This is a genomic window from Streptomyces sp. NPDC001220 (genome assembly GCF_053597895.1).
Genome location: NZ_JBSFJE010000012.1, coordinates 52,388 through 78,675 on the forward strand (window position 1 = coordinate 52,388; position 26,288 = coordinate 78,675).

Here is a 26,288-nt window from a genome sequence, read left to right on the forward strand (position 1 = left end):
GCCCCTGCTGGTCACCGGGCGGAGCGGCGGGGCCGCCCGGGGGTGGTGCGTCGGCTGTCAGGCGGCGGTCACCACGCGGCCGGCACCGAGCGGGCGGTGCGGCGCGATGATCTGACCGTCGGGCAGAAGCTCACCGGTGTCCTCGAAGAGCAGGACGCCGTTGCACAGCAGGCTCCACCCCTGCTCCGGGTGGTGTGCCGTCAGGCGGGCGGACTCCCGGTCGGCGGACTCTGCTGTCGGGCACGGTGGCTGGTGCTGGCACATGGGTGGGGTCTCTCGCTCTGTCGTGGTCATCTCGGTCCCCCGTGGTGATGAGTCGGTCGGAAACCAGTGTTGCCCTCCGGGCGATGTTCCGCAGGGATTTAGCCGCACCGCTTCTCACAGATTGGAGACGCGTCACTCGCGCGGACGGTTCATCTCGACCGGGCTGCCAATTCGGATGGTTCCGCATGGCCGGATGGAGCTAGTCAGGTCGGCGGAGGAGGGTTATCGGGCTCTTAGGAGCGGTGAATTGCTCGTACGAGCGGCTTCCGATGTCCCACGGATCGACTTGTGGAAATACGACCGTACCCCGTCACTCGTACAAGAGTGACGGGGTACGGCGGGTGACGGTCTCAGGCGGGCGTGATCAGCAGGGGTGCCGTGGTGACCCGGTGGGTCAGCACGGGGAGCAGTTCGGCCACCTGGTGCGGCCGGTGGGCCGCGATGCCGGGCGGGGCCGGGGCGAGCGGGACGAGCAGGTCGTCGGCGGCCGGGTGGCCCTCGGCGCCGTCCGCCGTGCGGTCGCCGTGCAGCCACAGGTTGAGCATGTAGAGGCCGGGCACGGACAACAGGCGCGGCTGGTAGGTCTGTTGCAGGGCCTCGGCCTGATGCAGGGCCCGCTCGGTGGAGGAGATGTAGGGCCCCTCGAAGAAGTGCGAGAAGGCCCAGCCGTCCGGGGTGAGCATCGTCTCGGCCGCGGCCACCGCGCGGTCGCCGCAGCGGATCAGGAAGCGCCAGCCGGCCAGCCGGGTGGTGGACACGCCCTCCGGGGTGATGCGGTCCATGACGTGCACGGGCAGGGGGAGTTCGGGGGTCGCGGGTCCCTGGGCGGTGCGCAGGGAAGGGGTACGGGCCTCGCGGACCGCAGTGGGGGAACCGAGGGCGGTGAGGACGGAACGCAGGGCGGGCGCGGGGGCAGGAGGGAAGTGCAGCGGCATGGTGGGTCGCCTCTCGTTCGACAGGCGCGGCGGCGCGAGGGCAGGGGCGGACGGCGCTGTCAGCTCACAGGGGGGTCAGAGAGGCGGGGGCCCGGCTCGGTGAAGAGAGGTGCGGGCGTGTCTGCCGCACATCATTCAGAGGGCAGGAACCAGACCGTGGGCGCCAGCCTTCTGCCTTGTTCGCGGAGTTTATACGACGCCTGTTCAGACGGCGTTTCACCGCGTCGTTTCACAGAACAGAACAAGGCGCAATTCAGCCGTTGATACGTACGGAATCCTCCCGATTTCCGGCCTACCGCGACCGCGCTGACCTCGGAATACGGGGTTCTCGCGGTCGGCCGAATGTCGTCGGCGTTTTTCACGAGGACATCGGGGAACCCGAAGTTGCATGATGCCCCATGCCCCGTGAATGTGCCGCAGGACACATTCCAACAGACTAGCGGCTACCGGTGCCGCGCGCGACGTTATCGATCGCTTCCGGTGGGCATCATCCCACCTGGACCCGGGACCACCGGCGGCCGGAACCCCGGTCCGCCCATTCGAGGAGGGACGCTTCGATGGGGGAGAAGGTCGTGGCGGGCCGGTTCGACCTGTCCGATCGCCAGCGCTACCGTGAAAAGCTCCGCGACTGTCTGTCGGGGCTGGAGCGACTGCTGGTGGAGAAGCGGTTCGACCGCCCCAAGAACCTCATGGGCGTCGAGATCGAATTGAATCTCGCCGGTGCGGACGGCATGCCGAGAATGTTGAACGGACAGGTGCTGGAACGCATCGCGAGCCGAGATTTCCAAACAGAACTCGCCATGTTCAATCTGGAAGTGAACATAGCTCCACACCGGCTCGGCGGCCGGGTATTCGACCGGCTCGACGAAGAACTCCGGACCTCGCTGGCGTACGCCGACCGCAAGGCGGGCGAGGTGGACTCCGGGATCGTGATGATCGGCATCCTGCCCACGCTGGAGCGGGACGACCTGGTCTCCGCGAACCTCTCCGAGGTCGACCGGTACACCCTGCTCAACGACCAGATCGTGGCCGCCCGGGGCGAGGACTTCGTGCTCGACATCGAGGGCGTCGAGCATCTCAGGTGCACGTCGAAGTCGATCGTCCCGGAGGCCGCCTGCACCTCCGTGCAACTGCACCTCCAGGTCACCCCCGCCCGTTTCGCCGACGTGTGGAACGCGGCGCAGGCGGCGTGCGCCGCGCAGATCGCGGTGGGCGCGAACTCCCCCTTCCTCTTCGGCCGTGAACTGTGGCGGGAGTCCCGGCCCCCGCTGTTCCTCCAGGCCACGGACACCCGGCCCCCCGAACTCCAGGCGCAGGGCGTACGGCCGCGCATCTGGTTCGGTGAGCGCTGGATCAGTTCCGCGTACGAACTCTTCGAGGAGAACCTGCGTTTCTTCCCGTCGCTGCTGCCGATCTGCGACGAGGAGGACCCGCTGGCCGTGCTGGACGCGGGCGGGGTGCCGAAGCTCGCCGAACTCGTCCTGCACAACGGCACGGTCTACCGCTGGAACCGGCCGGTGTACGGCATCGCCGACGGTGTCCCGCACCTGCGCGTCGAGAACCGGGTCCTGCCGGCCGGGCCGACCATCACCGACGTCATCGCCAACGCGGCGTTCTACTACGGCCTGGTGCGCGCCCTCGCGGAGGAGTCACGGCCGGTGTGGACCCGGCTGCCGTTCGCCGCGGCCGAGGCGAACTTCGACGCGGCGTGCCGTCATGGCATCGACGCGCGGCTGGTGTGGCCGAGGAAGGGCCGGTACGGCGGCGGTACGACCGAGGTGGACGCGGTCACCCTGGTCCGCGACGAACTGCTGCCGCTGGCGGCGGCGGGGCTCGACGCGTGGGGGGTGGAGGCCGCCGACCGGGACTTCTACCTGGGCGTGATCGAGGAGCGCTGCCGGCGACGGGTGAACGGGGCGTCCTGGCAGGCGGCGACGTTCCACCGGGCGGTGGAGCGGGGGCTGCCGCGGGACGAGGCGCTGGCCGCGATGACGCGGCGCTATGCGGAGCTGATGAATCAGGGGGAGCCGGTGCACACCTGGCCGGTCGGGTTATTGGAGCCGGTGCTGACGGGCTGAGGGGGAGCGCGGTGCGCGGTGCGGTTCGGTGCCGGGTGCGGCGGCGTCGGGGCTGGTCGCGCAGTTCCCCGCGCCCCTGATGGGGCGCTTCGGCTCGCCTCCGTTGACACGGTCGCCCGAGGCGCGGGGGTCGGCCGTGCCCGGCCGGGGTTGATCGGGCAAGCTGTGACCTCCCAGACGGTGGTGCCGGCCCTGTCCCCCCCGACAACCCGGCACGCACTGTCTTGCTCAACCGGAGGCAGGAGTGCAGGTGGAGGCGGATCAGGTGGCCGGTGCTTACCCGCTGGAGCGGCCCTCGCAGCGCATGTTCAGGGATGAGACGCTGCTCGTTCTGGGGCTTTCGCTCGGCGCGAGTGGGGTGTCCGCCCTGATCAGCTTCGTCGGATCGGTCACCAAACCGGGCGGCCTCAAGGACCAGGCGGCCACCCTCAACGCGTCCGCCGCGCCGGGCCGCCCCTGGCTGGATCTCGCCTGGCAGCTGTTCGGCATCGCGAGCGCGCTGGTCCCCGTCCTCCTGGTCGCCCACCTCCTCCTGCGCGAGGGCGCGAGCCTGCGCACGCTCGGCTTCGACCGCACCCGACCCTGGCCCGACCTCGGGCGCGGGGCGGGGATCGCGGCGGTCATCGGCAGCACCGGAATCGCCTTCTACCTGGCCGCACGCGGCCTCGGCTTCAACCTCACGGTGGTGCCCGAGGCGCTGCCGGACGTGTGGTGGAAGTACCCCGTGCTGATCCTCTCCGCGATGCAGAACGCGATCCTCGAAGAGGTCGTCGTCGTCGGCTATCTGCTGCGCCGGCTGGACCAGTTGGGGTGGAGCGCGGGCACGGCCCTGGTGGCCAGTTCCGTACTGCGCGGGTCGTACCACCTGTACCAGGGGATCGGCGGCTTCGTCGGCAACATGGTGATGGGCGTGGTCTTCGTCCTCCTCTACCGGCGGTGGGGCCGGGTCGGTCCCCTGGTGGTGGCGCACTCCCTGCTCGACATCGGCGCGTTCGTCGGCTACGCGCTGCTGGCGGGCAAGGTGGGCTGGCTGCCTACGGCGTGAGCAGTTCCCCGTCGATCACGGTGACGGCCCGGCCGGTGAGCAGGGTGCGGTCGCCGCGAAGCGAGGTGCGGACGAAGCCGGTACGACGGGAGGCCTGGAGGCCGGTCAGATCGGGCCTGCCGAGCCGGGCCGACCAGTGCGGGGCGAGGGCGGTGTGCGCGCTGCCGGTCACCGGGTCCTCGTCGATACCGACGTTGGGGAAGAAGCAGCGGGAGACGTAGTCGTACCCCTGCGCCGGGTCCTCGGCACGTGCGGTGGCGATGATCCCGCGGGTGGAGTAGGCGCCCAGGGCCCTGAGGTCGGGGGAGAGGCCGAGTACGGTCTTCTCGCCGGCGAGTTCGAGCAGCAGGTCGCCGACGTTCGGTCCGGTGTCGAAGCCCGCCACCGGTTCGGCGCCGAGCGCGTCGGCGACGCCGGCGGGGATGTCGACGCGGGTGAGCGGGGCGGTGGGGAAGTCGAGGGTGATCGCCCCGTCCGCGCCGGGCGTCGCGATCAGCACCCCGCTCCGGGTGGCGAACCGCACGGGGCCCGCCTGCGCCCCCGTCGTAGCGATGACATGGGCGGTGGCGAGCGTGGCGTGCCCGCACATCGCGACTTCCGTGACCGGGGTGAACCAGCGCAACGCCCAGTCGGCGTCCGCACCCTCGGGCAGGGGGTGCGCGAACGCGGTCTCGGCGTGGTTCACCTCCATGGCGACGTTCTGCATCCACCCGTCATCGGGAAACTCGTCCAGCAGCACGACTCCGGCCGGGTTCCCGGCGAAGGCCCGCTCGGTAAAGGCGTCGACGATTCGAATCCGCATGGACCAGACGCTACGGCTTGCCCACCGCACCCGCCCAAGGCCAATCCCGGAACCCTGGCCCGATTTCCACCGGGTGGACCCGGCACCGGGGCTGTGAAGCGAGGGCGACATCGCGGGAGTCTGAGGCAGGGCACCCCGCCAGGGGCGCGGGGAACTGCGCGAGCAACCACGACGGCGCCGCACCGGCACACCGAGGGCGGTCCACGACGGCGCGCCCTTCAGGGGCGCGGGGAACTGCGCGAGCAACCACGACGGCGCCGCACCGGCCGACGGGCCGTCCGTTCCCACGGCGCGTCGCCGGCCGCACCCCGGCAACGAAAAGGGCCGACCCGTCACCGAGCCGGCCCTCCTGAGCGGCACGCTCAGTCCGTGCCCATTTCCATGGCCGCCCGGTCCAGGAGTTCGTCGGCGTCGGCCGCGGCCTCCCCGCGGGACGCGATCGCCTCGGCGCCGCCCTCCGGCATGCTGCCGATCAGGCCCGTCGCCGCTGCCTGCGCCGCACCGATCGCGGGGTTGGCGGAGCCGATCAGGCCGAGGCCCGCGTACTGCTCAAGCTTCGCGCGGGAGTCGGCGATGTCGAGGTTGCGCATGGTGAGCTGGCCGATCCGGTCCACCGGACCGAACGCCGCGTCCTCGGTGCGCTCCATCGACAGCTTGTCGGGGTGGTAGCTGAACGCCGGCCCCGTGGTGTCGAGGATCGAGTAGTCCTCGCCGCGCCGCAGCCGCAGCGTCACCTCACCGGTGACGGCCGCGCCGACCCACCGCTGCAGGGACTCGCGGATCATCAGCGCCTGCGGGTCCAGCCACCGGCCCTCGTACATCAGCCGGCCGAGCCGCCGCCCCTCGTTGTGGTACTGGGCGACCGTGTCCTCGTTGTGGATCGCGTTGACCAGCCGCTCGTACGCGGCGTGCAGCAGCGCCATGCCCGGCGCCTCGTAGATCCCGCGGCTCTTGGCCTCGATGATCCGGTTCTCGATCTGGTCGGACATGCCGAGCCCGTGCCGGCCGCCGATGGCGTTGGCCTCCATGACCAGCTCGACGGCGGTCCCGAACTCCTTGCCGTTGACCGTCACGGGACGGCCCTGGTCGAAGCCGATCGTCACGTCCTCGGGGAGGATCTCGACCTCGGGGTCCCAGAACCGCACGCCCATGATCGGGTCGACGGTCTCGATGCCGTTGTCCAGGTGCTCCAGGGTCTTCGCCTCGTGCGTGGCGCCCCAGATGTTGGCGTCCGTGGAGTACGCCTTCTCGGTGCTGTCCCGGTACGGCAGCCCGTGCGCGAGCAGCCACTCGGACATCTCCTTGCGGCCGCCGAGTTCGGTGACGAAGTCCGCGTCCAGCCAGGGCTTGTAGATCCGCAGGTGCGGGTTGGCGAGCAGGCCGTACCGGTAGAACCGCTCGATGTCGTTGCCCTTGAAGGTCGAGCCGTCGCCCCAGATCTGGACGTCGTCCTCCAGCATGGCCCGCACCAGCAGGGTGCCGGTCACGGCGCGGCCCAGCGGGGTGGTGTTGAAGTACGCCCGCCCGCCCGAGCGGATGTGGAACGCGCCGCAGGTCAACGCGGCCAGGCCCTCCTCGACCAGCGCGGCCCGGCAGTCGACCAGGCGCGCGATCTCGGCACCGTAGGTGTGTGCGCGGCCGGGCACCGAGGCGATGTCGGGCTCGTCGTACTGGCCGATGTCGGCGGTGTAGGTGCACGGGACGGCGCCCTTGTCGCGCATCCACGCGACCGCGACGGAGGTGTCGAGCCCGCCGGAGAAGGCGATGCCGACGCGCTCGCCGGCGGGAAGGGAGGTGAGGACCTTGGACATAGGAAGAGTATGCATCACAACGCATGGTCATGCAACGCCGCAGCTCGCGGCCGAGGGGGGGTAGCTGGAAGAGGGTTGTCATCCGAACGCTCCCGATATATCGTTGAGGCATCGCGAACGATACGCGACAGATCAACGATGGAATGGAGTGATTGCCATGCGTTCCCACGGACACGAGCGTGGACATGGACAGCGACAGGAACGCCGCGCGGCGTTCGGGCCCTTCGGCCCGGGTGGCCCCGGCTTCGGCCCCGGCGGCCCCGGCTTCGGTCCGGGGCACTGGGGGCCGCGAGGGCGTGGAGGTCCCAGGGGCAGGGCGCGGCGCGGTGACGTCCGGGCCTCGATCCTGGCCCTGCTGAAGGACCGCCCGATGCACGGCTACGAGATGATCCAGGAGATCGCCGAGCGCAGCGGCGGCGCGTGGAAGCCCAGCCCCGGCTCGGTCTACCCCACCCTCCAGCTGCTGGAGGACGAGGGCCTGATCACCAGCGAGAGCGAGGGCGGCAAGAAGCTGTTCTCCCTCACCGACAGCGGCCGTACGGCCGCCGACGAGGGCCCGGAAGCTCCCTGGGAAGAGGCCTCCCGCGGGGTCGACTTCGAAGCCCTCGGTGAGATCCGGCAGGCCGGGTTCGGTCTGATGGAGGCCTTCGGGCAGGTCTGGAAGACCGGCACCAAGGAGCAGCGCGAGAAGGCGCTGGCCGTCATCAACGAGACCCGCAAGAAGCTGTACCTCATCCTCGCCGACGAGGACTGACCCCCGTGGTCACGGCGAACAGGGCGCCCCGTGGAGTGATCCGCGGGGCGCCCTCGCGTCCTCTCCGGGCGGGGGTCAGGCCACCAGTCCGCCCAGCTTGCGCAGCGACTCGTTCAGGGCCGCCGTCGCCGAGTCCTTGAGCTTGCCCGCCATCAGTGACACCGCCGCGCCCGTGAACTCGCCGTCGATCCGCACCCCGGTCGCGTCCCCCTCCGGGGTCAGCGTGTAGCGGGTCGCGACGGTCACCGCCATCGGGCCCTTGCCGCGGATCGCCAGCACCCGCGCCGGCTCCAGCTCCTCGATGGTCCACTCGACCTCCGCCGGGAAGCCCATCAGCTTCATGTTCTCCTGGAAGGTGCCGCCCACCGCCAGGTTCTCCGGGCCGCCCTTGGGGAAGCTGGTGTGGGTCGCGTTCCACTCCCCGTACGCCGGCCAGTCGGTGAGCTGCGCCCACACCTTCTCGGCCGGTGCCTGGATGCGTGCCTCCGCGCTGACTTCGGCCATGCGACCACCCCTTCGTGTCGGGCTACGGTGTCGCGGAACGTAGCCGCAGGGCCGTGAACATTCAATACTGATGAACCGTCAGGAAGTGTGCGGATACCGGCCGCGCCCGGAACTCAGCCCACCCGCCGTATCTCCGCCGCGTCGAACCGGTCCCAGGCCCGCGGGAACGCGCTTTCGTCGTGGCAGTGCCACGCGGCCCAGAACAGGTCCGCGGGCAGCGCGTCCTCGGGCGCGTACACCCGGTACACGTACTGCCTGCCGTCGACCGCAGGCAGCGCGACCAGCCAGCAACCGCACCCGCTCTCCACGACGAAGAGAGACGTGCGCCCGGTGCGCGGCGGTTGCGTACGGGGCGCACGGTACAACGGCGCGCGCCCCTGCGGGGGAATCGGCCTGATCTCATCCGTAAGGAGGAGATTCCGGCCGTCGCCGTCCACTCTGCGTGGGACGCGAAGATGCTTCCCCTCGGCGATGACTCAAGCGCTTGCGGTTGATGAGGTAGGGGATGTGCAACCCCGTATTCCCCGCCAGCCCGACCAGGACCAGGGCGGCATCCACGCGGACGACGATGCCGGGCTCGGCGCCGAGCTGGCAGCGGTGGTCGCCGGTGCCCGCCGGAGGGCGGTACGGGACGGGGACCGGCAGGTCGACACCGCACATCTGCTGCACTCGCTGATCGAGTACGACCCCGAGGTCCGCGCCGTCATCGGCGACGCCCCGCAACTCGCCAGGCTGCTCGGCTACCTCGTGCAGCGCAGCATCGGCTACGGCCTGCGCTGGCAGAGCGGGATCGAGGACTCCGGCGCGCTGCCGGCCGTTCCGCAACCCGGGGCGAAGGGTGACGGGGCCTGGTCGCCGGTGGCCGCGGCCGCCCTGGAGTACGCCCGCAGCCGCGCCCGGCGCCGCACCGCGGACCAGGCCGACGGCACCGATCTGCTGGCCGGCCTGGTGGTGGACCCGGAGTCCCGGGCCGTGGAGGTGCTGGAGCGGGCCGGTGTGCCCGTCCGTGCCCTGGCCGTGCGGGTCGACGGGAACGGCGGAGTGTGGGACGCCGAGGCGGAAAGCCGCACGTCCAGCCGTTGAGACAGGGGTCAAAGGGCGTGACGCTCATGTCGTCCCCTGGCATCATGTGCCGGTGCGTATCACTGACAGCGGTCATGGCAGGGGTCTCGGGCTCACCCTCGCCCTCGGATCGGCGCTCGCCTTCGGCGGCTCCGGCGTCGCGGCCAAGCCGCTGATCGAGGCCGGGCTCGACCCGCTGCACGTGGTGTGGCTGCGGGTCGCGGGTGCCGCCCTGGTGATGCTGCCGCTCGCCGTCCGCCACCGTGACCTGCCGCGCCGCCGGCCCGCGCTGCTCGCCGGGTTCGGCCTGCTCGCCGTCGCGGGTGTCCAGGCCTGCTACTTCGCCGCGATCTCCCGCATACCCGTGGGAGTGGCGCTGCTCGTGGAGTACCTCGCCCCCGCGCTGGTGCTCGGCTGGGTCCGCTTCGTCCAGCGCCGGCCGGTCACCCGTGCCGCCGCGCTCGGTGTCGTCCTCGCGGCCGGCGGCCTCGCGTGTGTCGTGGAGGTGTGGGCGGGGCTGAGTTTCGACGCGCTGGGGCTGACGCTGGCCCTGGCGGCGGCGTGCTGCCAGGTGGGGTACTTCGTGCTCGCCGATCACGGCGGCGGAGACGGCGTGGATCCCCTGGGGGTCATCGCGTACGGGCTGCTGGTGGGGGCCGGGGTGCTGACGGTGGTGGCACGGCCGTGGGCGATGGACTGGTCGGTACTGGCCGGCTCCGCGCGGATGAACGGGACGACGGTGCCCGCGGCCGCCCTGCTGGTGTGGATCGTGCTGGTCGCGACGGTCGTCGCCTACGTCACCGGTGTGGTGTCGGTACGACGGCTGTCTCCGCAGGTCGCCGGCGTGGTGGCCTGTCTCGAGGCGGTCGTGGCGACCGTGCTGGCCTGGGTGCTGCTGGGGGAGCGGCTGGCGGCGCCGCAGATGCTGGGCGGGGCCGTCGTGCTGCTGGGCGCGTTCATCGCGCAGTCGTCGGCTCCGGCGAAGGAGTCGGTGGTGGACCGGAGCGCGGTGGAGGGGCGGGTCGCCCCGACGTCCGCGGGGTGACCCGCCCGTCGGCGGGTGCGGCGGGAGCTTGCAACGCCGGGGCCCCGCGCCCCCGAGGAAGGGGCGCGTCGGCCCTCGCCGGAGCGTGCGTCAGGCGTGCTTCACGTACGACGGCACCGGGACGTCCGCCGCCAGGTCGTCGTTGGCGATCGGAGTGCCGTAGCCCTTCCGCAGCGGCACCACGCCCGCCCAGTACGGCAGGTCCAGGTCCTCGGGCTCGTCGTGGGCGCCCCCCGTGCGGGTCTTGGCCGAGACCTCGGTCAGGTCCAGGCGGATCACCGCCGTCGCGGCCAGTTCCTTCTTGTCCGCCGGCCGGGAGTCGGCCGAGCGGCCCGGGACCACATGGTCGACCAGGGCGTCCAGCGCGAGCCGCTTCTCCTCGGGGTCGGTGACCTGGTGGGCGACGCCGTGCACCACGACCGAGCGGTAGTTGATCGAGTGGTGGAAGGCGGAGCGGGCCAGCACCAGGCCGTCGACATGGGTCACCGTCACGCACACCGGGAGCCCGGGGTCGGCCTGGCCGGTCATCCGCAGCGGGCGCGAGCCCGTCGAGCCGTGCAGGTACAGGACCTCGCCGACCCGGGCGAACAGCGTCGGCAGCACCACCGGCGCGTCGTCGCGCACGAAACCGAGGTGGCAGACGTACCCCTCGTCGAGGATCGAGTGCACCACGTCCTTGTCGTACGACGCCCGCTCGGCGGAGCGTGTGGGGACGGTGCGGTCGGACGGGGTGTAGGCGGCGGGCTGCGTCGGTACGGTCCCCTGCACGGCGGGCTCGGCGGTCTCCATTGCGCATCTCCATTGCACTAGTGCATAATCTGCTTTGTGCTAGGAGAATATCGGATCGAAGGCCGGGGCGCAGCGGAGATCGCCGCCAGCGTCGAACGCGCGGTCGGTGCGGGCGAGCTGGAACCGGGCCGACTGCTGCCGCCGATGCGGGAGCTGGCGGCCCGGCTCGGGGTGAACCCCAATACGGTCGCGGCCGCCTACCGCACCCTGCGTGAGCGCGGGGTCATCGAGACCGCCGGCCGGCGGGGCAGCCGTGTCCGGTCCAAACCGGCCACCACCGGACGGGACCAGATCCGGGTCGACGTCCCGGCCGGCGTACGCGACCTGTCCTCCGGCAACCCCGACCCCGCGCTGCTCCCCGCCCTCGCCCCGGCCCTGGCGGCGATGGCGGCCGACGAGCGCGACCGCGCCCCGGTCCTCTACGGCGCCGACCCCGTCGAGCCGGAGCTGGAGCGGATCTCGCGCGCCGAACTCGCCGCCGACGGAGTGCCCGACGGGCCGCTCACCGTCACCTCCGGCTCCCTCGACGCCGTCGAACGGGTCCTGCTGGCACACCTCAGGCCGGGCGACCCGGTCGCCGTCGAGGACCCCGGCTGGGGCCGCACCCTCGATCTCGTCCCCGCGCTGGGGCTGCGCACCGCCCCGGTGGCCGTCGACGACGACGGGCCGCGCGCCGACAGCCTGCGCCGGGCACTGGAGTCCGGGGCGCGCGCCCTGATCGTCACCGCCCGGGCGCACAACCCCACCGGCGCCGCGGTGAGCGCCGCACGCGCGCGTGCGCTGCGCGCCGTGCTGCGCGACCACCCGCACACCCTGCTGATCGAGGACGACCACGGCCACGGCATCGTCGACCTCCCGCTGCATCCTCTGGTGGGCGCCACCAGGCACTGGGCCTTCGTCCGCTCGGTCGCCAAGGCCTACGGCCCGGACCTGCGGCTGGCCGTCATGACCGGCGACGAGGTCACCGTCGACCGGGTGCGGGGCCGGCAGCGGCTGGGACCGGGCTGGGTGAGCCACCTGCTCCAGCGCACGGTGGTCCGGATGCGGGCGGACGGCGCGGTGCACGGCCCGGAGATCGCGGCGGCCTACCGGGCTCGCCGCGAGCTGCTCGTCGACGCGCTCGCGGACCACGGCATCGAGGCCCACGGCCGCAGCGGCATGAACGTGTGGGTCCCGGTCCCGGACGAGACGGGCGCGGTGTCCCGTCTGCTCCACGAAGGATGGGCGGTGTCCCCGGGGGCGGTGTACCGCCTGGCCTCCCCGCCCGGCATCCGGATCACGGTCTCGACACTGACCTCCGAGGAGACCGGTCCGCTGGCGGCGGCCGTGGCGGCGGCGGTCACACCGGCGAGGGGGCGCATCCAGGCCTAGGCGAGCCTCTCCCTCACGGCGGCGAGGTCGCGGTGCAGGTGGTGGCGGTGGCGGTGCCGGTCTCGGTGCCGGTCTCGGTGCAGGTCCCGGTGTCGACGTCGTAGCACAATCGCGGCTTCCCGGACGGCACCTCTTAGGATCGCTTACATGTTGAACCTGGAGCGCCTGCGCACCCTTGACGCCCTCGCCCGGTACGGCTCGGTGAGCGGGGCCGCCGAGGCCCTGCATGTCACCACGTCGGCGGTGTCGCAGCAGATGGGCAAGCTGGAGCGGGAGGTGGACCAGCAGCTGCTCGCCAGGAACGGCCGGGGGGTGCGGCTCACCGACGCCGGCCGGCTGCTCGCCGAGCACGCGACCCGGATCCTCTCCCAGGTGGAACTGGCCCAGTCCGACCTGGAGGCGCACCGCGGTCAGGTCGTCGGCGAGCTCAGGGTGGCGGCGTTCCCGACGGCCGCCCGTGGCCTGTTCCCGACCGCACTGGCCGCCCTGCGCGCCGAGCACCCGGCGCTGCGCGTCCGTTCCAGCGAACTCGAACCGGAGATCGGCGTCGCCGGGGTGGTGCGCGGCGACCTCGACCTCGCCGTCGTCCTGGACTGGTACAACAAGCCGATGCCGCTGCCCGACGGGCTGGTCAAGGCGCCGCTGATGGACGACCCCGCCGAGGTGGCCCTGCCGGTCGGGCACCGGCTGGCCGGGCGGGACGAGGTGGACCTGGGGGAGTTCACCGACGACGAGTGGATCACCTGGGGCGAGGGCGAGTTCTGCCACGAGTGGCTGATGTTCACGCTCCGCTCCCGCGGCATCGAGCCGCTCATCGGGCACCGCGCGGCCGAGACCCACACCCAACTCAACCTGGTGGCCGCCGGGTTGGGGGTCTGCATCGCCCCGCTGCTGGGCCGCCACCCGGTGCCCGAGGGCATCCTGACGGTGCCGCTGAAGCAGCGGGTGCGCCGCCACGTGTACGTCGTCTGGCGGGCCGACGCCGACCGCCGCCCCTCGATCCGGGCGGCGGTACAGGCCCTGCGGGGCGCCGCCGAGACGATCTCCTGAACCACCCCCCCCCCCCCGCCGAGCGCCTGCCGGTCGTCCGGGGCGGCCCTCGGCCGTTCAGCGCAGTACGGCCGCCAGCAGGTCGGTGCCCAGTGCCGTCAGGTCGGGCAGGCTGAGCGTGTAGCGGACGTACCGGCCGTGGCGCCGGGTCGTGAGCAGGCCGGCGCGGCGCAGGACGGCGAGGTGACGGGAGACCTCGGGGGGCGAGAGTTCCCAGGCGTGGGCCAGTTCGCGGGTGGTGTGCGGGCCTCGGGCCAGCGTGCGCAGCAGCCGCAGCCGTACCGGATGCGCGAGTGCCTCCAGCCGTAGCGTGACCGTCTCCAGCGGCACCGGCTCCGCCGGGCCCGGCTCGGCCACGGGGTACTGCACCACCGGCTGCCAGCCGGGGGTGTGGACCGCCACCAGGTGCGGGCGGCCGAAGACCGTCGGGATGAAGGTGACCCCGGTGCCATGGGCCGTGGTCGACTTGTCCTGCAGCTTGTCCACGATGATGCAGTCGCCGTCCGGTGCCAGGGTGACCGCCCCGGAGACCGAGGCGAGCGCCGCGCCGACGCCCTGGCGTTTCAGCACGTCGTTCTTCAGCCGCAGATCCGCGGCGAGCCGCACCGCGCTACCCGTCCAGGCGGCGTCGAAGAACGCTTCGGCACATTGTTCGAGGGTGTCGCGCAACCGGGCCCGCACCGCGGCCGGATCCGCCAGCAGCCGTTCCGCGAAGGCCTCCTGGGACGCGCCGCGCGCCTGGGCCAGATCCAGGGCACGCCGGCGCGCGGCCGGGTCGGCGAGCGGCGACCGGGCGGCGAAGTGCACCCGGCTGCTGCCGCACGTGGTGACGAGCGCGGCGGTCACATACCGTTCGTCGTCGATCCGGTCCACGTCGTCCAGCTCCTCGGCGAGGGTCGGCCGGGGCCGCGCCGGAACCAGGAAGTCGGCCTGTGAGGACCGCCAGAGGAAGCCCGCCTCCCGGAGCCGCTCGGCCAGCTCCGGCCGCAGCCCGGCCCAGACGTCCGCGGCCCAGCCGGCCAGCTGCGGATGGTGCCCGGGTTCGGCCAGCACATGCAGCATCGCGGTCAGCTCGGCCAGCGGCGAGGCGGCGAACCGCAGCCGCTCGGCCGGCGGCCCGCTGATGTCGATGCGAAGCGTCATCCGGTCATCATCCCCGGCCGGACGGCGGACGCCGACGCGGGTTGACGGTATCCGTCAACCCGCGTGCCCCGCAGGACGGGCGACCGCAACTTGGGCGCCATGACCACCACCACCGGCATCCGGCCCCGCACCCTCGTCCGGGACTCGGGAGGCCCCCGCTATGCCTTCGCCCTCGCCGTGGACGCGCTCGGCACCGGCCTGCTGCGGCCCTTCCTGCTGCTCTACGGAGTGACGGTGCTCCGGCTGTCCGCGCCGGTCACCGGCGCGGCCATGACCGTCGGCATCGTCGCGGGCCTGGCGTGCATGCCCGTGGTGGGCCGCCGGCTGGACCGGGGCGCCCGGAGCTCGGCCGTGGCGGCGTCGATGCTGGTGCGGGTGGTGGGCGTGGCCCTGCTGCTGGCGGCCCCGGCGGGACACGTCTCCTTGTTCGTGGCGGCGTCGCTCTTCCTCGGCATCGGCAACCAGGCCTGGCCGGCCGCCCACGCCGCCCTCGTGGCCACGGTCGCGCACGGCAGGGACCGCGACGCGGCCCTGGCGGCCGGCCGCGCCCTGCGCAACGCCGGTCTGGGCGTCGGCGCCCTCGTCGCCACCGCCTGCCTGGCGGGCGGCGGCACCGCGTTCCGGGTACTGGCGGCCGGCACCGGGCTCACCTACTGCGTGGCCGCGGCCCTGGCCTGGTCGGTCCGCATCCGTGCGCGGCCGGCCGCCGCCCCGGCCGAGGACGGGGACGGCCGGCCCGCACCCCGGATGCGTGCGCTGCTGATCGCCAACGTGGTCTACGTCTTCTGCCTCAACGTGCCCGAAGTCGCGCTCCCGCTGGTCCTGGTGACGCAGCTGCACGCGTCCCCGGTGTGGTCGGCCGTGATCTTCGTGGCCAACACGGTGCTGGTGGTCGTCCTGCAGGTACCGGTCACCGTCCTGATGTCCCGGTTCTCCCGGCGGGCCGCGCTCGCCCTGGCCGGACTGGTGCTCACCGCGTCCTACCTCGGCTTCCTCGCGGTCGCCGGGGCGGGAACCGGGTGGGGCGCCCTGGCCCTCGCCGCGGTGTCCGTGGTCTGCACCCTCGGCGAGATCGGCTACGCCGGCAGCGCGACCGCGCTCGTGACCCATCTCGCCCCGGCCCATGTCCTGGGCCGGGCCCTGGCCCGCTTCCAGCTCTCCACCGGGTTCGGCCTCGCGGTCTCCCCGGCGGTCATCACCACGCTCGCGGCGCGCGGGCCGGCCGCCCTCTGGGGCACTCTGGCCGCGGCCACCCTGCTGTCCGCCGCGGCCGTCGCCACCGAGTAGGCGCGAAGTTCCTCAGCTCCCCAGCTTGCGGAAGTCCCAGGAGGCGATCTTCGCCGGGGTCAGCCGGGCCCAGGCGTGCCGGCCGTCGTGCGGCATCTCGTCCAGGCCGAAGTTCTTGCGGGCGAACAGCGTCTCGACGTAGTCGAGTTCGGCCACCAGCTCACCGGTGCGCGGCACCTCGCCCACGAACTCGACGGTCCCTCTCAGCTCCACGCCGCGCAGCTGGTCGTACTCCTCACCGGAGTCGACCACGACCGCCACCCGCGGGTCGCGGCTCAGGTCCTTCCAGCGCTGACTGCGCACCACCGAGTACAGCCACAGCGACTTGCCGTCCCAGGCGAACCACAGGGCGCTCACATGCGGGGCGCCGGACGCCGACACGGTCGCCACCCGGCAGGTGCGCTGTGTGGTGAGGAACTCGTCCAGCTCACCGGGCGTCATCATGATCTTCCGGCCCCGGCGCTGCGTGTCGGTCATGCGGCCCCCTCTTCTTCCGTTCCCGCGGAATGCTGGTTAGTCTCGCCCGCCCCGCACCAAGGCGGAAGGGGGCGTCATGCCGTCGTACGAACGGCTCGCGGAGCTCATCGATCCCGTGAGCACCGTCCTGCTCACCGTGGAGTGCCAGCAGGGCGTGGTCGGCCCGCAGAGCGCGCTGCCCGAACTCGCCCACGAGGCCCGGGCGTCGGGCGCCCTCGCCAACATCGCCCGGCTGGTCGCCGCCGCGCACGACACCGGCGTCCAGGTGATCCACGCGCTCGCCGAACGCCGCCCCGACGGCCGGGGCGCGAACCGCAACGCCCGCCTGTTCCGGGCCGCCGAGCGGCTGCCCGTCCAGCAGCTCTCCGGCACCGCGGCGGTCCGCGTGGCGCCCCCCATCGAGGTCTCGGAGGAGGACCTGGTGGTACGGCGGCTGCACGGCCTGTCGCCGATCCAGGGGACCGACGTCGACCCGCTGCTGCGCAACCTCGGCTGCCGCACCCTGATCGTCACCGGGGTCTCGGCCAACGTGGCCGTCCCCAACGCCGTGTTCGACGCGGTGAACCGGGGCTACACGGCCGTCGTCCCGGCCGACGCCATCGCGGGAGTGCCCTCCGAGTACACCCCCGCGATGGTCCGCAACACCCTCGCGCTGGTCGCCACGGTCGCGACCACCGACGAGGTGCTGGGCTGCCTCAAGAACCCACGCGGGCGGCCCTGAGCCGAGGGTCAGGCCAGCGTGATCTGGTCACCGGAGACGGTGATGTTCGCGGCCGTCAGACCCGTCGTCGCCGGGCCCTTCTTCACGCTGCCGTCGGCGATGGCGAACTGGCTGCCGTGGCACGGGCACACGATCGCGCCGTCGGCCACGCTGGACACCGCGCAGCCGGCGTGCGGGCACTTCGTCGAGAACGCCTTGTAGGTGCCCGACGTCGGCTGGGTCACGACCACGGCCTGGTCCTTGTAGATCGTGCCGCCGCCCTCGGGTATGTCCGTGGTCTTGGCGAGCGCGGCGCCACCGGCCGCCGCCGTGGAGGTGTCGGTCGAGCCGCCCGAGCCGTTGCTGTCCTGGGTGGTGGAGCCGCCGCCCGCGTTGCTGTTGGTCGTCGAGCCCGACGAGTCGTCGGACGACCCGCAGGCGGTCAGCGCGGCGGCGAGCCCCGCCGCTCCGGCCGCCGCCACGATCGTACGGCGGGCCGGTTTGGCCGAGGGGTTGAACGATGCGCTGGTCATGTGAGGGGTTCCCTTCCGCGGAGCTTCTCGTTGATCCGTCCAGGGGTACGGTCTTCGGGCCGCGCCTGTTCAGACGGCATCCCCGATAGTGACCACCCGGACATGAGCGCCCGGTGAAAGAGCGCTGTCGGTTCCCTGTCGGCGTGCGCGGGCCGGCGCCCGATTCAGGACGAGAGGGACCGTGTCGCCCCGAGGGTGCGTCAGACGCCGCGTACGGGGCGGCCCGCGGCAGATGGGTGCCGGCCACCATCTGAGGTGGTCCATCGTCTCGGCGGCGCTCCGCCCGGCACCGAGCACGACCGCCCGCCGCACCGGTTTCGGCCAGTTGCTCACATGCGGTGACGTCAGTCCCCGATTCTCTTACGCCGGTTGGGCGATGACGATCCGACGGGGGGATGCGACGCCTCCCTTTCGCCGTCAGACACGGAGGTGGCTCCCGCGCCGTCGTCAGGGCGACGGCGTGCCCGGTCTCGGTGATGTCGTCGAGGCGTGCTCGGTGAGGGCATCGAAGAGGAGAAGGCCCTGATCCACCAGTTCCTCCCTCGAGATGTCCAGGACCCCGTTGAACCAGCTCAGCAGCATCTCGCCGACCGCGCCCACGACGGCCACGGACAGGGGGGCGGTGTCGATCCGTGGATCGTGGATCCCCTCCCTCAGGAGGGAGTCCACGAGGCCGCTCATGCGCTGCAGGCCCAGACGTCGTTCGTGTGCCGTGAGCGGACCGGCGCCCAGCGACTCCGCGAGTTTGACGCGCCCTTTCCGCGGGTCCTGCAGAGGCAGCCCCACGACGACGTCGATCACCCCCCGAGCCCGGTCGCGCAACGGCTGGTCCGCGTCGATCGCCGCGGCGCATCGGGTGATCTGCTCCTCGTAGATGTCCCTGACGAGCGCTGCCATGAGGTCGTCGAGGGAGGAGAAGCTCTCCGTGAAGTACCTGTCCTTCAGTCCGGCGTGGCGCAGTACCGCACTGATCGACGTGTGGGCGTACCCCTGGCTGGAGAAGAGTTCGAGACCGCTCTCCATCAGGCGCCGTCGGCGGAGCGATGCGCGCTGTTCCGCCGTTGCCCCGCCGTATGTCCTCATGACGCGCCACCTCGTTTCGCCCATGTTCTACCCATCTGGTGGTGTATTACCCCAGATGGGTGTAACGTCGCATTTATTCAGTCGTGAACCAGGAAAGCGCTCCTCGCGAGACCGATACCAGCCGCAAGGGGCGTCGCAGATGCGGCCGGCCGGCAGGTTCGACATGCCGGGCCGCCGCACAGGAAGGTCATGACCGGCGGCGGCCTGCGTCCCGTGCTGAGCACCCTGGTGCCCGCTGGTCCTCCACGTACCGAACACCACGGCGTGCTGTGGTCCCTGGGCCATGCCGTGGGGAGAGTCCACCATGGATCCCACACATCTGTTCATCGGCGGACGCTGGGTGCCCCCGTCCGGCGACCGTGTCATCGATGTCGTGTCCGCGAGCACCGGCGACCACCTCGGCGCCGTACCGGAGGGTTCCCGGGCCGACATCGACCGGGCGGTCGGCGCCGCTCGCGCCGCGTTCGACGCACCGACCGGCTGGGCCTCCTGGGGCACGGAACGCCGCGCGGCCGCCATGATCCGTCTCGCTGCCGCGCTCGAAGCCAGGAACACGGCGACGTCCGACGTCGTCAGCGCGCAGAACGGCATGCCGATCACGATCGCCCGGTCCTTCGAAGGCGTGGTGCCGTCAGCCCTGCTGCGCTATTACGCGGCTCTGGCCGACAGCATGCCGTCCGAGGAACTGCGGACCGGACTGCCCCGTGGCACCACCCTGGTCCGCCGGGAACCCGCGGGTGTCGTAGCCGCCATCATGACCTGGAACTTCCCTCAGACCATCGCCTTCTTCAAGATCGCCCCGGCTCTGGCGGCCGGCTGCGTGCTCGTCCTCAAGCCGGCGCCGGAGACCGTCCTCGACTCGGTGCTGCTGGCCGAGGCGGTCGAGGAGGCGGCCATCCCCGACGGTGTGATCAACATCGTCCCGGGCGGCCGTGACATCGGCGCGTATCTGGTCTCCCACCCTGACGTCGACAAGGTGTCGTTCACCGGATCCACCCGGGCGGGGCGCCAAGTGGCCGCCGTGTGCGCGGAGTTGCTGCGGCCGGTCACCCTGGAACTGGGCGGCAGGTCCGCCGCCGTCGTGCTGGACGACGCCGACCTCGCCGCGCACGCGGAGCAGTTCTTCATGGCCGGTCTGCTGAACAACGGGCAGACCTGTTATGCGAGTTCCAGGATCCTGGCCCCCCGCGGCAGGTACCGGGAAGTGGTCGAGTTCTGTACGGCGCTGGCCCGTGACGCCGTCGTCGGTGACGCGCTCGACCCCGAGACCCAGATCGGCCCGCTGGTCAGCCGGCGCCAGCGCGAACGCGTGCTGGGTTACATCAAGACCGGCCTCAACGAGGGGGCCCGGCTCACCACCGGAGGGGGCCGGCCGCCCGGCCTCGACCGGGGCTGGTTCGTCGAACCCACCGTGTTCGCCGACGTCGACAACACATCGACCATCGCACAGGAAGAGATCTTCGGCCCGGTCCTCACGATCACGCCCTACGACGGCGAGGACGAGGCGGTGCGCCTGGCGAACGAGTCGGTCTACGGCCTCGCCGGCACCGTCTGGACCACGGACCTGGAGCACGGTGCCCAGGTGGCCCGCCGGATCCGGACCGGCACCGTCGGGCTCAACGGCTATCTGCCCGACCTCACCTCCCCCTACGGGGGCAGGAAGGCCAGCGGACTCGGTACCGAACTGGGGCCCGAGGGGCTCCAGGCGTACCAGCAGGTCCAGTCGATCTACCACCCCTGATGCGACGGACGGCATCCGTCGCCCGGCTCGGGCGACTCCGGGTGACGGCCGTTCGCCGGACGAGGGAGCCGGCATGACTTCCACCGGAACCGAAGGATTCGACTACGTCATCGTGGGCGCAGGCAGCGCGGGTTGTGTGCTCGCGGAGCGCCTCAGCCGCGACGACCGCGTCCGCGTGCTGCTCCTCGAGGCGGGCGGCCCCGACACCGACGAACTCATCCACATTCCGGCCGCGCTCGGGATGCTCTTCGGATCGCATGCCGACTGGAGCTACCGGACGGTCGAACAGCCCCAGCCGGGCCGCGCGTTCTCCTGGCCCCGGGGAAGGACACTGGGCGGCTCGTCATCCACCAACGTCATGATCTATACCCGGGGCAACCGGCACGACTACGACGGCTGGCGCGACGAGCACGGTGCGAAGGGCTGGGGCTACGACGACGTCCTGCCGTATTTCGTCAGGTCCGAGTCGAACCGCCGCCTCGGTGCGCCCTACCACGGTGCCGACGGGCCCCTGTACGTCGAGGACCGTGTCTACACCCACGAACTCTCCCGGTCCTGGCTGGATGCCGCCGTGGAGTGGGGACTGGACCCCAACGACGACTTCGCGGGCGCGTCCCCGGCCGGCGCCGGCCTGTACCAGGTGACATGCCATCACGGCCGACGATGGTCCGCGGCCGACGCCTATCTGCGCCCGGCCATCGAGCGACCCCAGCTCACGGTACGCACCGGAGCCACGGCAACGAAGATCGCACTCGACGGATCACGCGCGGCCGCCGTCACCTATCTCCTGGACGGACAGGAGCGGGTGGCCCGGGCCGACAGTGAGATCCTGCTCTGCGGCGGATCCGTCAACTCGCCCCAGCTGTTGCTCCTGTCGGGCATGGGCGATCCCGGCGAGCTGCGCGACGTGGGGATAGACGTCCGGGTCCCCCTGCCGGGGGTCGGGCGGAACCTGCAGGACCATTTGATGGCTCCCGTCGTGTGGGAGACCCGGAACTCCACCGACATCGTCCGGGACCTGCTCACCCCGGACAACCTGGAACGCTGGCGCGCCCACGGCGACGGGCCGTTCGCCTCCAACTACGGTGAGGTCGGCGCGTTCCTCGACGTCGCGGACGGCACCGGCCGTCCCGACGTCCAGCTGGTGGGCGGGGCCACCGCGCTCATTCTCAGCGGTGCGGAAGTACCCGACCGGCCGGTGTTCACGATGAACTGCTGCCCCCTGAACCCACGGACCCGTGGCACCGTCCGTCTCGCGTCGGCCGATCCGCAGGCCCCGCCGCTGATCGATCCCCGGTACTTCGACGAACCCGCGGACATGTCGGTGATGGTCGCCGGACTCAGAGCCGTCATGGACATCGCCCACCGCGCACCGTTCGCCGTACACCTGGCGCGGTCGTACCTGCCGGCCGGTGACGGCCCGGACCGCCTGGACGGCATGGACGACGCGGCTCTGGAAGAGTACGTCCGCAGGTGGAGTGCCACGTCGTACCACCCGGTGGGCACCTGTGCCATGGGAACCGGAGACGATGCCGTCGTCAACCCTGACCTGGAGGTCCACGGAGTCGAGGGACTCCGTGTGGTCGACGCCTCGGTCATGCCGACCGTCGTCAGCGGAAACACCAACGCACCCACGATCATGATCGCCGAGAAGGCGGCCGATCTGATCGGGGCGTGGCGCCCCGGTCAGGGCTGACCGACTCTTTTCCCAGGCGGTCTCCTGCGGTCACCCTCGGTTACTATGCTCACTTCATACCGGAGGCCGGGGCCCAGGGGCGCACCGAAGCCGGCCGCGGATCGCGAAGTCGAAGAGACGGGTGGCCTGGGACAGTGCTGAGAGAGGTCATCGCGACCCGCTATGTCACGCCCTTGCGTGAGGGTGGCTCACTGCCGGGGCTCGTCGAGGCCGACGACTTCGGGACGTACGTCATGAAGTTCACCGGCGCGGGGCAGGGCCGGAAGACACTGGTCGCCGAGGTCGTCTGCGGTGAACTCGCCCGTCGGCTCGGGTTCCGGATGCCCCGTCTGGTCACCGTCGAACTGGACCCGGTGCTGGGGCTCGGCGAACCCGAGCAGCAGGTGCAGGACCTGCTGCGGGGGAGCGGCGGCACCAACCTCGGCATGGACTTCCTGTCCGGCGCCCTCGGCTTCGACCCGCTCGCCTTCGCGGTGAGCCCCGAGGAGGCCGGGCGGATCGTCTGGTTCGACGCGCTGATCAACAACGTCGACCGCTCCTGGCGCAACCCCAACCTGCTGGTGCACCGCGGCGACCTGTGGCTCATCGACCACGGCGCCACCATGATCTGGCAGCACAACTGGCCCGCAGCCGAGGCCTCCGCCGCCCGCGCCTACGACGCCGCCGACCACGCGTTGAGCGGCTTCGCCCCCGATGTCCGGGCCGCCGCCGCCGAGTTGGCGCCCCGGGTCACCGAGGACCTGCTCGCCGAGGTCACCGCCGAGATCCCCGACGTCTGGCTGGCCGACGAACCCGGCTTCGACACCCCCGACGACCTGCGGCGGACCTACGCCCGGCCGCTGCTCGCCCGGGCCGCCGTCATCCATGAGCGCATCACCGGCGTCGAGCCCCGCACCCAGGGAGCAAAGTGAGCCAGACCCACATCCACGTCGCCGGACATGTGGTCGAGCGCCACATCACCCGGTCCGGCCAGGGCGGCGACCGGGATGTCTTCGAGTACGCCCTGCTGCGTGTGGTACCCCGCGTGGAGCGCGGCGAGTGCATCAACGCGGGCGTGATCGTCTACTGCCGGGCCAAGGCCTACGTCGGCGCCCGCACCCATCTCGACGAGGCCCGGCTGCTGGCCCTGGACCCGGACGCGGACCTCGCCGGGGTACGGGCCGCGCTCGGGGCCGTCGAGGCCGTCTGCGCGGGCGGGGAGGCGGCCGGGCACGCGGCGGCCGACGACCCGGGTCGGCGCTTCCGCTGGCTCGTGGCGCCCCGCTCGACGGTCGTGCAGCCCGGGCCCGTACACACCGGACTCACCCTTGACGCGGCGGCCGAGACCGAGCGCTTGCTGGACCTCCTGGTGAGGTGATGGATCACACCCGTGACCTGAGGGGCAGGTCTCAGCCCCACCGGTTGTGCGTCGGGAGATTCTCCGGCCCGACGACACGGAACCGATTCTTCCCGTCATAGATCCGGGCAGTCCCCTCGTGGTCTCCGCTGGTCCAGTCGAGGTCCAGATGAAATTCGCAGTCACATTTAGCGGTCTCGGCGGAGACCAGGAAAACTTCGGGTTCGGTCGACGAGATCACGTAGGGAAACTTGACGGCAGGAGTGCCGTCCTGGCCTGCCTTCGTCTCCACCGTCAGATTTCGGTCGTCGAGATCCACTCCGAAATATCTCGCCGGCAGTCCTCCGCATCCGCCATCGGGGTTGTACACGGCCCCTCTGGGCGTGCTTCTCGAGTCCACTCCCACCCGAAGCGCGTGGAGTACGACGCTGTCCGTGGTTTTCCCCTGGAGGGCGACCCGGATGACGACTCTGTACGCGTGGACACCGCCCTCGCGTCTCACCCAGGCGTCCCAATCGCTCCACGGTGGTAAGGAAGCCAGGGCATCGGGGATGACGACGGCTCTGTCGCACGGTGCGTCTTCCGGCGCGTTCACCTGTGTCGTCCACGAGAACGGAGCCTCGGTGCCGTCCCAGATTGCTCTGGTGCTTCCGCGGATCGCTTCCACGGCGAATGGGCTCAGACTCGCGACGACAATCGCGGAAAGCAGGGCCGAGATGCCTTTCCAGTGGCGACCCCACCGGCCCCGAGGCGTCGCATGGGCGGTGCGTGCGGTGCGCTTGGGTGGCCGACCGGGGGGCATGGGCTTCTCCTGGCAGTGGGGCTCTCTGCGCGTTATTGCCCTTTGTGCCGGAGCGGCGCACGTAATTCACCCGCACGCGTCATCCTGGAGCCGCAGGTCATGATGCCGGGGGCGGCGCGAGGCGACGCCGCGGAGGGCCTGGGTGGGGTGTGACGTTGACACCGCGTGCCAGGGCTTCTAGCGTCACGTCTACTGAAGGTACTAAGCGGTCGCTCACCGCAGGGCGGGCTCCGTGAGCGGGCTCACTCGATCAGGTTCTCTCAAGGGCGAGGAGACACAGGAATGTCCACCACAGAGCAGCGGGTCGCGGTCGTCACCGGTGCCGCACGCGGGATCGGCGCCGCCACCGCCGTACGACTGGCCGCCGAGGGCCGCGCGGTCGCCGTGATCGACCTCGACGAGGCCGCCTGCAAGGACACCGTGGAGAAGATCACCGCGGCCGGCGGCAAGGCGATCGCGGTCGGCGCCGACGTCTCCGACGAGGCCCAGGTCGCCGCCGCGATCACCCGGGTCGTCGAGGAGCTGGGCGCCCCGACCATCCTGGTCAACAACGCCGGCGTGCTCCGCGACAACCTGCTGTTCAAGATGTCCGTGTCCGACTGGGACACGGTCCTGAACGTGCACCTGCGCGGCTCCTTCCTGATGACCAAGGCCGTCCAGCAGCACATGGTCGAGGCCGGCTGGGGCCGGGTCGTCAACCTGTCCTCCTCCTCGGCGCTCGGCAACCGCGGCCAGGCCAACTACTCCGCCGCCAAGGCCGGTCTGCAGGGCTTCACCAAGACCCTCGCCATCGAGCTCGGCAAGTTCGGCATCACCGCCAACGCCGTCGCCCCCGGCTTCATCGCCACCGAGATGACCAAGGCCACCGCCGAGCGCGTGAAGATGGGCTTCGAGGAGTTCAAGGCCGCCGCCGCCACCCAGATCCCGGTACAGCGCGTCGGCGAGCCCGAGGACATCGCCAACGCCATCGCCTTCTTCACGAACGAGGCGGCCGGGTTCGTCTCCGGCCAGGTGCTGTACGTGGCCGGCGGACCGCTGGACTAGCGGGCGGCAGGGACTCTCCAGGGACTATCGAGGATCACGGACATGACTGAACTGCCCGAGCTTTCCGGCAAGGTCGCCATCATCACCGGCGCCAGCCGCGGCATCGGCTACGGCGTCGCCGAGGCGCTGATCGCCCGAGGCGACCGGGTCGCCATCACCGGCCGCAACGAGGACGCGCTCAAGGAGGCCGTGGAGAGCCTGGGCTCCGAGCGCGTCATCGGCATCGCCGGCAAGGCCCACGACCTGGCCCACCAGAGCGAGGTCGTCGACCGCACCATGGAGGCCTTCGGCCGCGTCGACTTCCTGGTCAACAACGCCGGCACCAACCCGGTGTTCGGCCCGATCGCGGACGTCGACCTGGACGTGGCCCGCAAGGTGTTCGAGACCAACGTGGTCTCGGCCCTCGGCTTCGCCCAGAAGACCTGGCACGCCTGGCAGAAGGAGAACGGCGGCGCCATCGTCAACATCGCCTCCGTCGCCGGTCTTTCGGCCTCGCCGTTCATCGGCGCGTACGGCATCAGCAAGGCCGCGATGATCAACCTGACCCAGCAGCTGGCGCACGAGTTCGCGCCGGGCGTCCGGGTCAACGCGATCGCCCCCGCGGTCGTCAAGACCAAGTTCGCGGAGGCTCTCTACGAGGGCCGGGAGGCGGAGGCCGCGGCGGGCTACCCGCTCCAGCGGCTCGGCGTGCCCTCCGACATCGGCGGCGCCGCCGCGTTCCTGACGTCGGAACAGTCCGACTGGGTCACCGGCCAGACCCTCGTCGTCGACGGCGGCATCTTCCTCAACGCCGGCGTGGCCTGACGGCACCACGGGTCGTCCGGGCCCCCTCCGGGCGTCGTCTTCGTCACAGACATTTCGTTCCAGAAATGACGGAAACGACGCCCGGACCGCCGTACAGGATCCGCACAGCTGAATGACAACGTCGTCATAGCA

Annotated in this window: 27 protein-coding genes; 15 read left to right on the forward strand and 12 right to left on the reverse strand. The window is 71.5% G+C overall.

Annotation, left to right across the window (positions count from 1 at the left end; genetic code table 11):
- Nucleotides 1–57: 57 nt before the first annotated feature.
- On the reverse strand, nucleotides 58–264 hold the full coding sequence (locus tag ACWDGI_RS27300; protein ID WP_089105610.1) for a DUF5999 family protein: 207 nt from the start codon (nucleotides 262–264) through the stop codon (nucleotides 58–60).
- 350 nt (nucleotides 265–614) lie between these two features.
- Nucleotides 615–1,199: a hypothetical protein gene (locus ACWDGI_RS27305; RefSeq protein WP_450763286.1), complete on the reverse strand. Its 585-nt coding sequence runs from the start codon at nucleotides 1,197–1,199 to the stop codon at nucleotides 615–617.
- Nucleotides 1,200–1,756: 557 nt separating this feature from the next.
- Here ACWDGI_RS27305 and ACWDGI_RS27310 point away from each other — a divergent pair.
- Together ACWDGI_RS27310 and ACWDGI_RS27315 are read left to right on the forward strand one after the other, a co-directional pair.
- A complete protein-coding gene (locus ACWDGI_RS27310) occupies nucleotides 1,757–3,277 on the forward strand; it encodes a glutamate--cysteine ligase (RefSeq protein WP_450763288.1) in 1,521 nt (506 codons plus the stop codon).
- 304 nt (nucleotides 3,278–3,581) lie between these two features.
- Entirely contained in the window at nucleotides 3,582–4,322 is a 741-nt protein-coding gene (locus ACWDGI_RS27315) for a CPBP family intramembrane glutamic endopeptidase (RefSeq protein WP_450763759.1), read from the forward strand.
- Here the strand turns inward: ACWDGI_RS27315 and ACWDGI_RS27320 are convergent.
- Nucleotides 4,312–5,124 (reverse strand): PhzF family phenazine biosynthesis protein, encoded by an 813-nt coding sequence (locus ACWDGI_RS27320; protein WP_450763290.1) that lies wholly within the window; start codon nucleotides 5,122–5,124, stop codon nucleotides 4,312–4,314. The two genes, ACWDGI_RS27315 and ACWDGI_RS27320, sit on opposite strands and share 11 nt — an antisense overlap.
- A 362-nt stretch (nucleotides 5,125–5,486) precedes the next feature.
- On the reverse strand, nucleotides 5,487–6,935 hold the full coding sequence (argG, locus tag ACWDGI_RS27325) for an argininosuccinate synthase (RefSeq protein WP_450763292.1): 1,449 nt from the start codon (nucleotides 6,933–6,935) through the stop codon (nucleotides 5,487–5,489).
- Between the two features lie 157 nt (nucleotides 6,936–7,092).
- Here argG and ACWDGI_RS27330 point away from each other — a divergent pair, with 157 nt between their 5' ends.
- On the forward strand, nucleotides 7,093–7,689 hold the full coding sequence (locus ACWDGI_RS27330; protein ID WP_450763294.1) for a PadR family transcriptional regulator: 597 nt from the start codon (nucleotides 7,093–7,095) through the stop codon (nucleotides 7,687–7,689).
- Between the two features lie 75 nt (nucleotides 7,690–7,764).
- Here the strand turns inward: ACWDGI_RS27330 and ACWDGI_RS27335 are convergent, their stop codons facing one another.
- Both ACWDGI_RS27335 and ACWDGI_RS27340 read right to left on the reverse strand, forming a co-directional pair.
- Nucleotides 7,765–8,193: a type II toxin-antitoxin system Rv0910 family toxin gene (locus ACWDGI_RS27335; RefSeq protein ID WP_450763296.1), complete on the reverse strand. Its 429-nt coding sequence runs from the start codon at nucleotides 8,191–8,193 to the stop codon at nucleotides 7,765–7,767.
- Nucleotides 8,194–8,306: 113 nt separating this feature from the next.
- Nucleotides 8,307–8,501 carry a hypothetical protein gene (locus tag ACWDGI_RS27340; RefSeq protein WP_450763298.1) on the reverse strand — a complete coding sequence of 65 codons (195 nt, stop codon included), beginning with the start codon at nucleotides 8,499–8,501 and terminating at the stop codon, nucleotides 8,307–8,309.
- A gap of 199 nt (nucleotides 8,502–8,700) precedes the next feature.
- Between ACWDGI_RS27340 and ACWDGI_RS27345 the strand changes: the two genes are divergently transcribed.
- The gene (locus ACWDGI_RS27345; RefSeq protein ID WP_450763300.1) at nucleotides 8,701–9,276 is read left to right on the forward strand and encodes a Clp protease N-terminal domain-containing protein; all 576 of its coding nucleotides are present in this window, start codon (nucleotides 8,701–8,703) and stop codon (nucleotides 9,274–9,276) included.
- Between the two features lie 52 nt (nucleotides 9,277–9,328).
- The gene (locus ACWDGI_RS27350; RefSeq protein ID WP_450763302.1) at nucleotides 9,329–10,300 is read left to right on the forward strand and encodes an EamA family transporter; all 972 of its coding nucleotides are present in this window, start codon (nucleotides 9,329–9,331) and stop codon (nucleotides 10,298–10,300) included.
- 90 nt (nucleotides 10,301–10,390) lie between these two features.
- Here ACWDGI_RS27350 and ACWDGI_RS27355 read toward each other — a convergent pair whose 3' ends face one another.
- Nucleotides 10,391–11,089: a pyridoxamine 5'-phosphate oxidase family protein gene (locus ACWDGI_RS27355; RefSeq protein ID WP_450763304.1), complete on the reverse strand. Its 699-nt coding sequence runs from the start codon at nucleotides 11,087–11,089 to the stop codon at nucleotides 10,391–10,393.
- Nucleotides 11,090–11,125: 36 nt separating this feature from the next.
- Between ACWDGI_RS27355 and ACWDGI_RS27360 the strand changes: the two genes are divergently transcribed.
- A complete protein-coding gene (locus ACWDGI_RS27360) occupies nucleotides 11,126–12,460 on the forward strand; it encodes an aminotransferase class I/II-fold pyridoxal phosphate-dependent enzyme (protein ID WP_450763306.1) in 1,335 nt (444 codons plus the stop codon).
- A 147-nt stretch (nucleotides 12,461–12,607) separates the two neighbouring features.
- Complete coding sequence (locus tag ACWDGI_RS27365) at nucleotides 12,608–13,510, forward strand: LysR family transcriptional regulator (protein WP_450763308.1); 903 nt, start codon at nucleotides 12,608–12,610, stop codon at nucleotides 13,508–13,510.
- Between the two features lie 57 nt (nucleotides 13,511–13,567).
- On the opposite strand, the gene ACWDGI_RS27370 is transcribed toward ACWDGI_RS27365, so the two are convergent.
- Entirely contained in the window at nucleotides 13,568–14,653 is a 1,086-nt protein-coding gene (locus ACWDGI_RS27370; protein ID WP_450763310.1) for a DUF5937 family protein, read from the reverse strand.
- Nucleotides 14,654–14,752: 99 nt separating this feature from the next.
- Here ACWDGI_RS27370 and ACWDGI_RS27375 point away from each other — a divergent pair, with 99 nt between their 5' ends.
- Nucleotides 14,753–15,940, forward strand: coding sequence for an MFS transporter (locus ACWDGI_RS27375; RefSeq protein WP_450763312.1), 1,188 nt, complete (start codon nucleotides 14,753–14,755; stop codon nucleotides 15,938–15,940).
- A gap of 12 nt (nucleotides 15,941–15,952) precedes the next feature.
- On the opposite strand, the gene ACWDGI_RS27380 is transcribed toward ACWDGI_RS27375, so the two are convergent.
- The gene (locus tag ACWDGI_RS27380) at nucleotides 15,953–16,417 is read right to left on the reverse strand and encodes a pyridoxamine 5'-phosphate oxidase family protein (protein ID WP_450763314.1); all 465 of its coding nucleotides are present in this window, start codon (nucleotides 16,415–16,417) and stop codon (nucleotides 15,953–15,955) included.
- A gap of 76 nt (nucleotides 16,418–16,493) precedes the next feature.
- Here ACWDGI_RS27380 and ACWDGI_RS27385 point away from each other — a divergent pair, with 76 nt between their 5' ends.
- Complete coding sequence (locus ACWDGI_RS27385; RefSeq protein ID WP_450763316.1) at nucleotides 16,494–17,138, forward strand: cysteine hydrolase; 645 nt, start codon at nucleotides 16,494–16,496, stop codon at nucleotides 17,136–17,138.
- Nucleotides 17,139–17,146: 8 nt separating this feature from the next.
- On the opposite strand, the gene ACWDGI_RS27390 is transcribed toward ACWDGI_RS27385, so the two are convergent.
- Both ACWDGI_RS27390 and ACWDGI_RS27395 read right to left on the reverse strand, forming a co-directional pair.
- Entirely contained in the window at nucleotides 17,147–17,650 is a 504-nt protein-coding gene (locus ACWDGI_RS27390) for a Rieske (2Fe-2S) protein (protein WP_450763318.1), read from the reverse strand.
- Nucleotides 17,651–18,097: 447 nt separating this feature from the next.
- A complete protein-coding gene (locus ACWDGI_RS27395; protein WP_450763320.1) occupies nucleotides 18,098–18,733 on the reverse strand; it encodes a TetR/AcrR family transcriptional regulator in 636 nt (211 codons plus the stop codon).
- Nucleotides 18,734–19,037: 304 nt separating this feature from the next.
- Here ACWDGI_RS27395 and ACWDGI_RS27400 point away from each other — a divergent pair, with 304 nt between their 5' ends.
- The 4 genes from ACWDGI_RS27400 to ACWDGI_RS27415 all read left to right on the forward strand — a co-directional run bounded on the left by ACWDGI_RS27400 (nucleotide 19,038) and on the right by ACWDGI_RS27415 (nucleotide 23,527).
- Nucleotides 19,038–20,474 carry an aldehyde dehydrogenase gene (locus ACWDGI_RS27400; protein WP_450763322.1) on the forward strand — a complete coding sequence of 479 codons (1,437 nt, stop codon included), beginning with the start codon at nucleotides 19,038–19,040 and terminating at the stop codon, nucleotides 20,472–20,474.
- Between the two features lie 73 nt (nucleotides 20,475–20,547).
- Nucleotides 20,548–22,170, forward strand: coding sequence for a GMC family oxidoreductase (locus tag ACWDGI_RS27405; RefSeq protein WP_450763324.1), 1,623 nt, complete (start codon nucleotides 20,548–20,550; stop codon nucleotides 22,168–22,170).
- A gap of 134 nt (nucleotides 22,171–22,304) precedes the next feature.
- Complete coding sequence (locus ACWDGI_RS27410) at nucleotides 22,305–23,081, forward strand: HipA family kinase (protein ID WP_450763326.1); 777 nt, start codon at nucleotides 22,305–22,307, stop codon at nucleotides 23,079–23,081.
- The gene (locus ACWDGI_RS27415; RefSeq protein WP_450763328.1) at nucleotides 23,078–23,527 is read left to right on the forward strand and encodes a DUF3037 domain-containing protein; all 450 of its coding nucleotides are present in this window, start codon (nucleotides 23,078–23,080) and stop codon (nucleotides 23,525–23,527) included. Before ACWDGI_RS27410 ends, ACWDGI_RS27415 begins: the two co-directional genes overlap by 4 nt.
- Nucleotides 23,528–23,558: 31 nt before the next feature.
- Here ACWDGI_RS27415 and ACWDGI_RS27420 read toward each other — a convergent pair whose 3' ends face one another.
- Nucleotides 23,559–24,008, reverse strand: a complete 450-nt coding sequence (locus ACWDGI_RS27420) for a hypothetical protein (RefSeq protein ID WP_450763330.1) — start codon at nucleotides 24,006–24,008, stop codon at nucleotides 23,559–23,561.
- A gap of 582 nt (nucleotides 24,009–24,590) precedes the next feature.
- Between ACWDGI_RS27420 and fabG the strand changes: the two genes are divergently transcribed.
- Entirely contained in the window at nucleotides 24,591–25,352 is a 762-nt protein-coding gene (fabG, locus tag ACWDGI_RS27425) for a 3-oxoacyl-ACP reductase FabG (RefSeq protein WP_450763332.1), read from the forward strand.
- Between the two features lie 42 nt (nucleotides 25,353–25,394).
- The gene (locus ACWDGI_RS27430) at nucleotides 25,395–26,156 is read left to right on the forward strand and encodes an SDR family oxidoreductase (protein WP_360493238.1); all 762 of its coding nucleotides are present in this window, start codon (nucleotides 25,395–25,397) and stop codon (nucleotides 26,154–26,156) included.
- Nucleotides 26,157–26,288: the final 132 nt, after the last annotated feature.

What these genes read in the sequence shown, in the direction of transcription:
- ACWDGI_RS27300 (WP_089105610.1), bottom strand. Translation starts at nt 264, where the DNA reads ATGTGCCAGCACCAGCCACCGTGCCCGACAGCAGAGTCCGCCGACCGG.
- ACWDGI_RS27305 (WP_450763286.1), bottom strand. Translation starts at nt 1,199, where the DNA reads ATGCCGCTGCACTTCCCTCCTGCCCCCGCGCCCGCCCTGCGTTCCGTC.
- ACWDGI_RS27310 (WP_450763288.1), top strand. Translation starts at nt 1,757, where the DNA reads ATGGGGGAGAAGGTCGTGGCGGGCCGGTTCGACCTGTCCGATCGCCAG.
- ACWDGI_RS27315 (WP_450763759.1), top strand. Translation starts at nt 3,582, where the DNA reads ATGTTCAGGGATGAGACGCTGCTCGTTCTGGGGCTTTCGCTCGGCGCG.
- ACWDGI_RS27320 (WP_450763290.1), bottom strand. Translation starts at nt 5,124, where the DNA reads ATGCGGATTCGAATCGTCGACGCCTTTACCGAGCGGGCCTTCGCCGGG.
- argG (WP_450763292.1), bottom strand. Translation starts at nt 6,935, where the DNA reads ATGTCCAAGGTCCTCACCTCCCTTCCCGCCGGCGAGCGCGTCGGCATC.
- ACWDGI_RS27330 (WP_450763294.1), top strand. Translation starts at nt 7,093, where the DNA reads ATGCGTTCCCACGGACACGAGCGTGGACATGGACAGCGACAGGAACGC.
- ACWDGI_RS27335 (WP_450763296.1), bottom strand. Translation starts at nt 8,193, where the DNA reads ATGGCCGAAGTCAGCGCGGAGGCACGCATCCAGGCACCGGCCGAGAAG.
- ACWDGI_RS27355 (WP_450763304.1), bottom strand. Translation starts at nt 11,089, where the DNA reads ATGGAGACCGCCGAGCCCGCCGTGCAGGGGACCGTACCGACGCAGCCC.
- ACWDGI_RS27365 (WP_450763308.1), top strand. Translation starts at nt 12,608, where the DNA reads ATGTTGAACCTGGAGCGCCTGCGCACCCTTGACGCCCTCGCCCGGTAC.
- ACWDGI_RS27370 (WP_450763310.1), bottom strand. Translation starts at nt 14,653, where the DNA reads ATGACGCTTCGCATCGACATCAGCGGGCCGCCGGCCGAGCGGCTGCGG.
- ACWDGI_RS27375 (WP_450763312.1), top strand. Translation starts at nt 14,753, where the DNA reads ATGACCACCACCACCGGCATCCGGCCCCGCACCCTCGTCCGGGACTCG.
- ACWDGI_RS27380 (WP_450763314.1), bottom strand. Translation starts at nt 16,417, where the DNA reads ATGACCGACACGCAGCGCCGGGGCCGGAAGATCATGATGACGCCCGGT.
- ACWDGI_RS27385 (WP_450763316.1), top strand. Translation starts at nt 16,494, where the DNA reads ATGCCGTCGTACGAACGGCTCGCGGAGCTCATCGATCCCGTGAGCACC.
- ACWDGI_RS27390 (WP_450763318.1), bottom strand. Translation starts at nt 17,650, where the DNA reads ATGACCAGCGCATCGTTCAACCCCTCGGCCAAACCGGCCCGCCGTACG.
- ACWDGI_RS27395 (WP_450763320.1), bottom strand. Translation starts at nt 18,733, where the DNA reads ATGAGGACATACGGCGGGGCAACGGCGGAACAGCGCGCATCGCTCCGC.
- ACWDGI_RS27400 (WP_450763322.1), top strand. Translation starts at nt 19,038, where the DNA reads ATGGATCCCACACATCTGTTCATCGGCGGACGCTGGGTGCCCCCGTCC.
- ACWDGI_RS27405 (WP_450763324.1), top strand. Translation starts at nt 20,548, where the DNA reads ATGACTTCCACCGGAACCGAAGGATTCGACTACGTCATCGTGGGCGCA.
- fabG (WP_450763332.1), top strand. Translation starts at nt 24,591, where the DNA reads ATGTCCACCACAGAGCAGCGGGTCGCGGTCGTCACCGGTGCCGCACGC.
- ACWDGI_RS27430 (WP_360493238.1), top strand. Translation starts at nt 25,395, where the DNA reads ATGACTGAACTGCCCGAGCTTTCCGGCAAGGTCGCCATCATCACCGGC.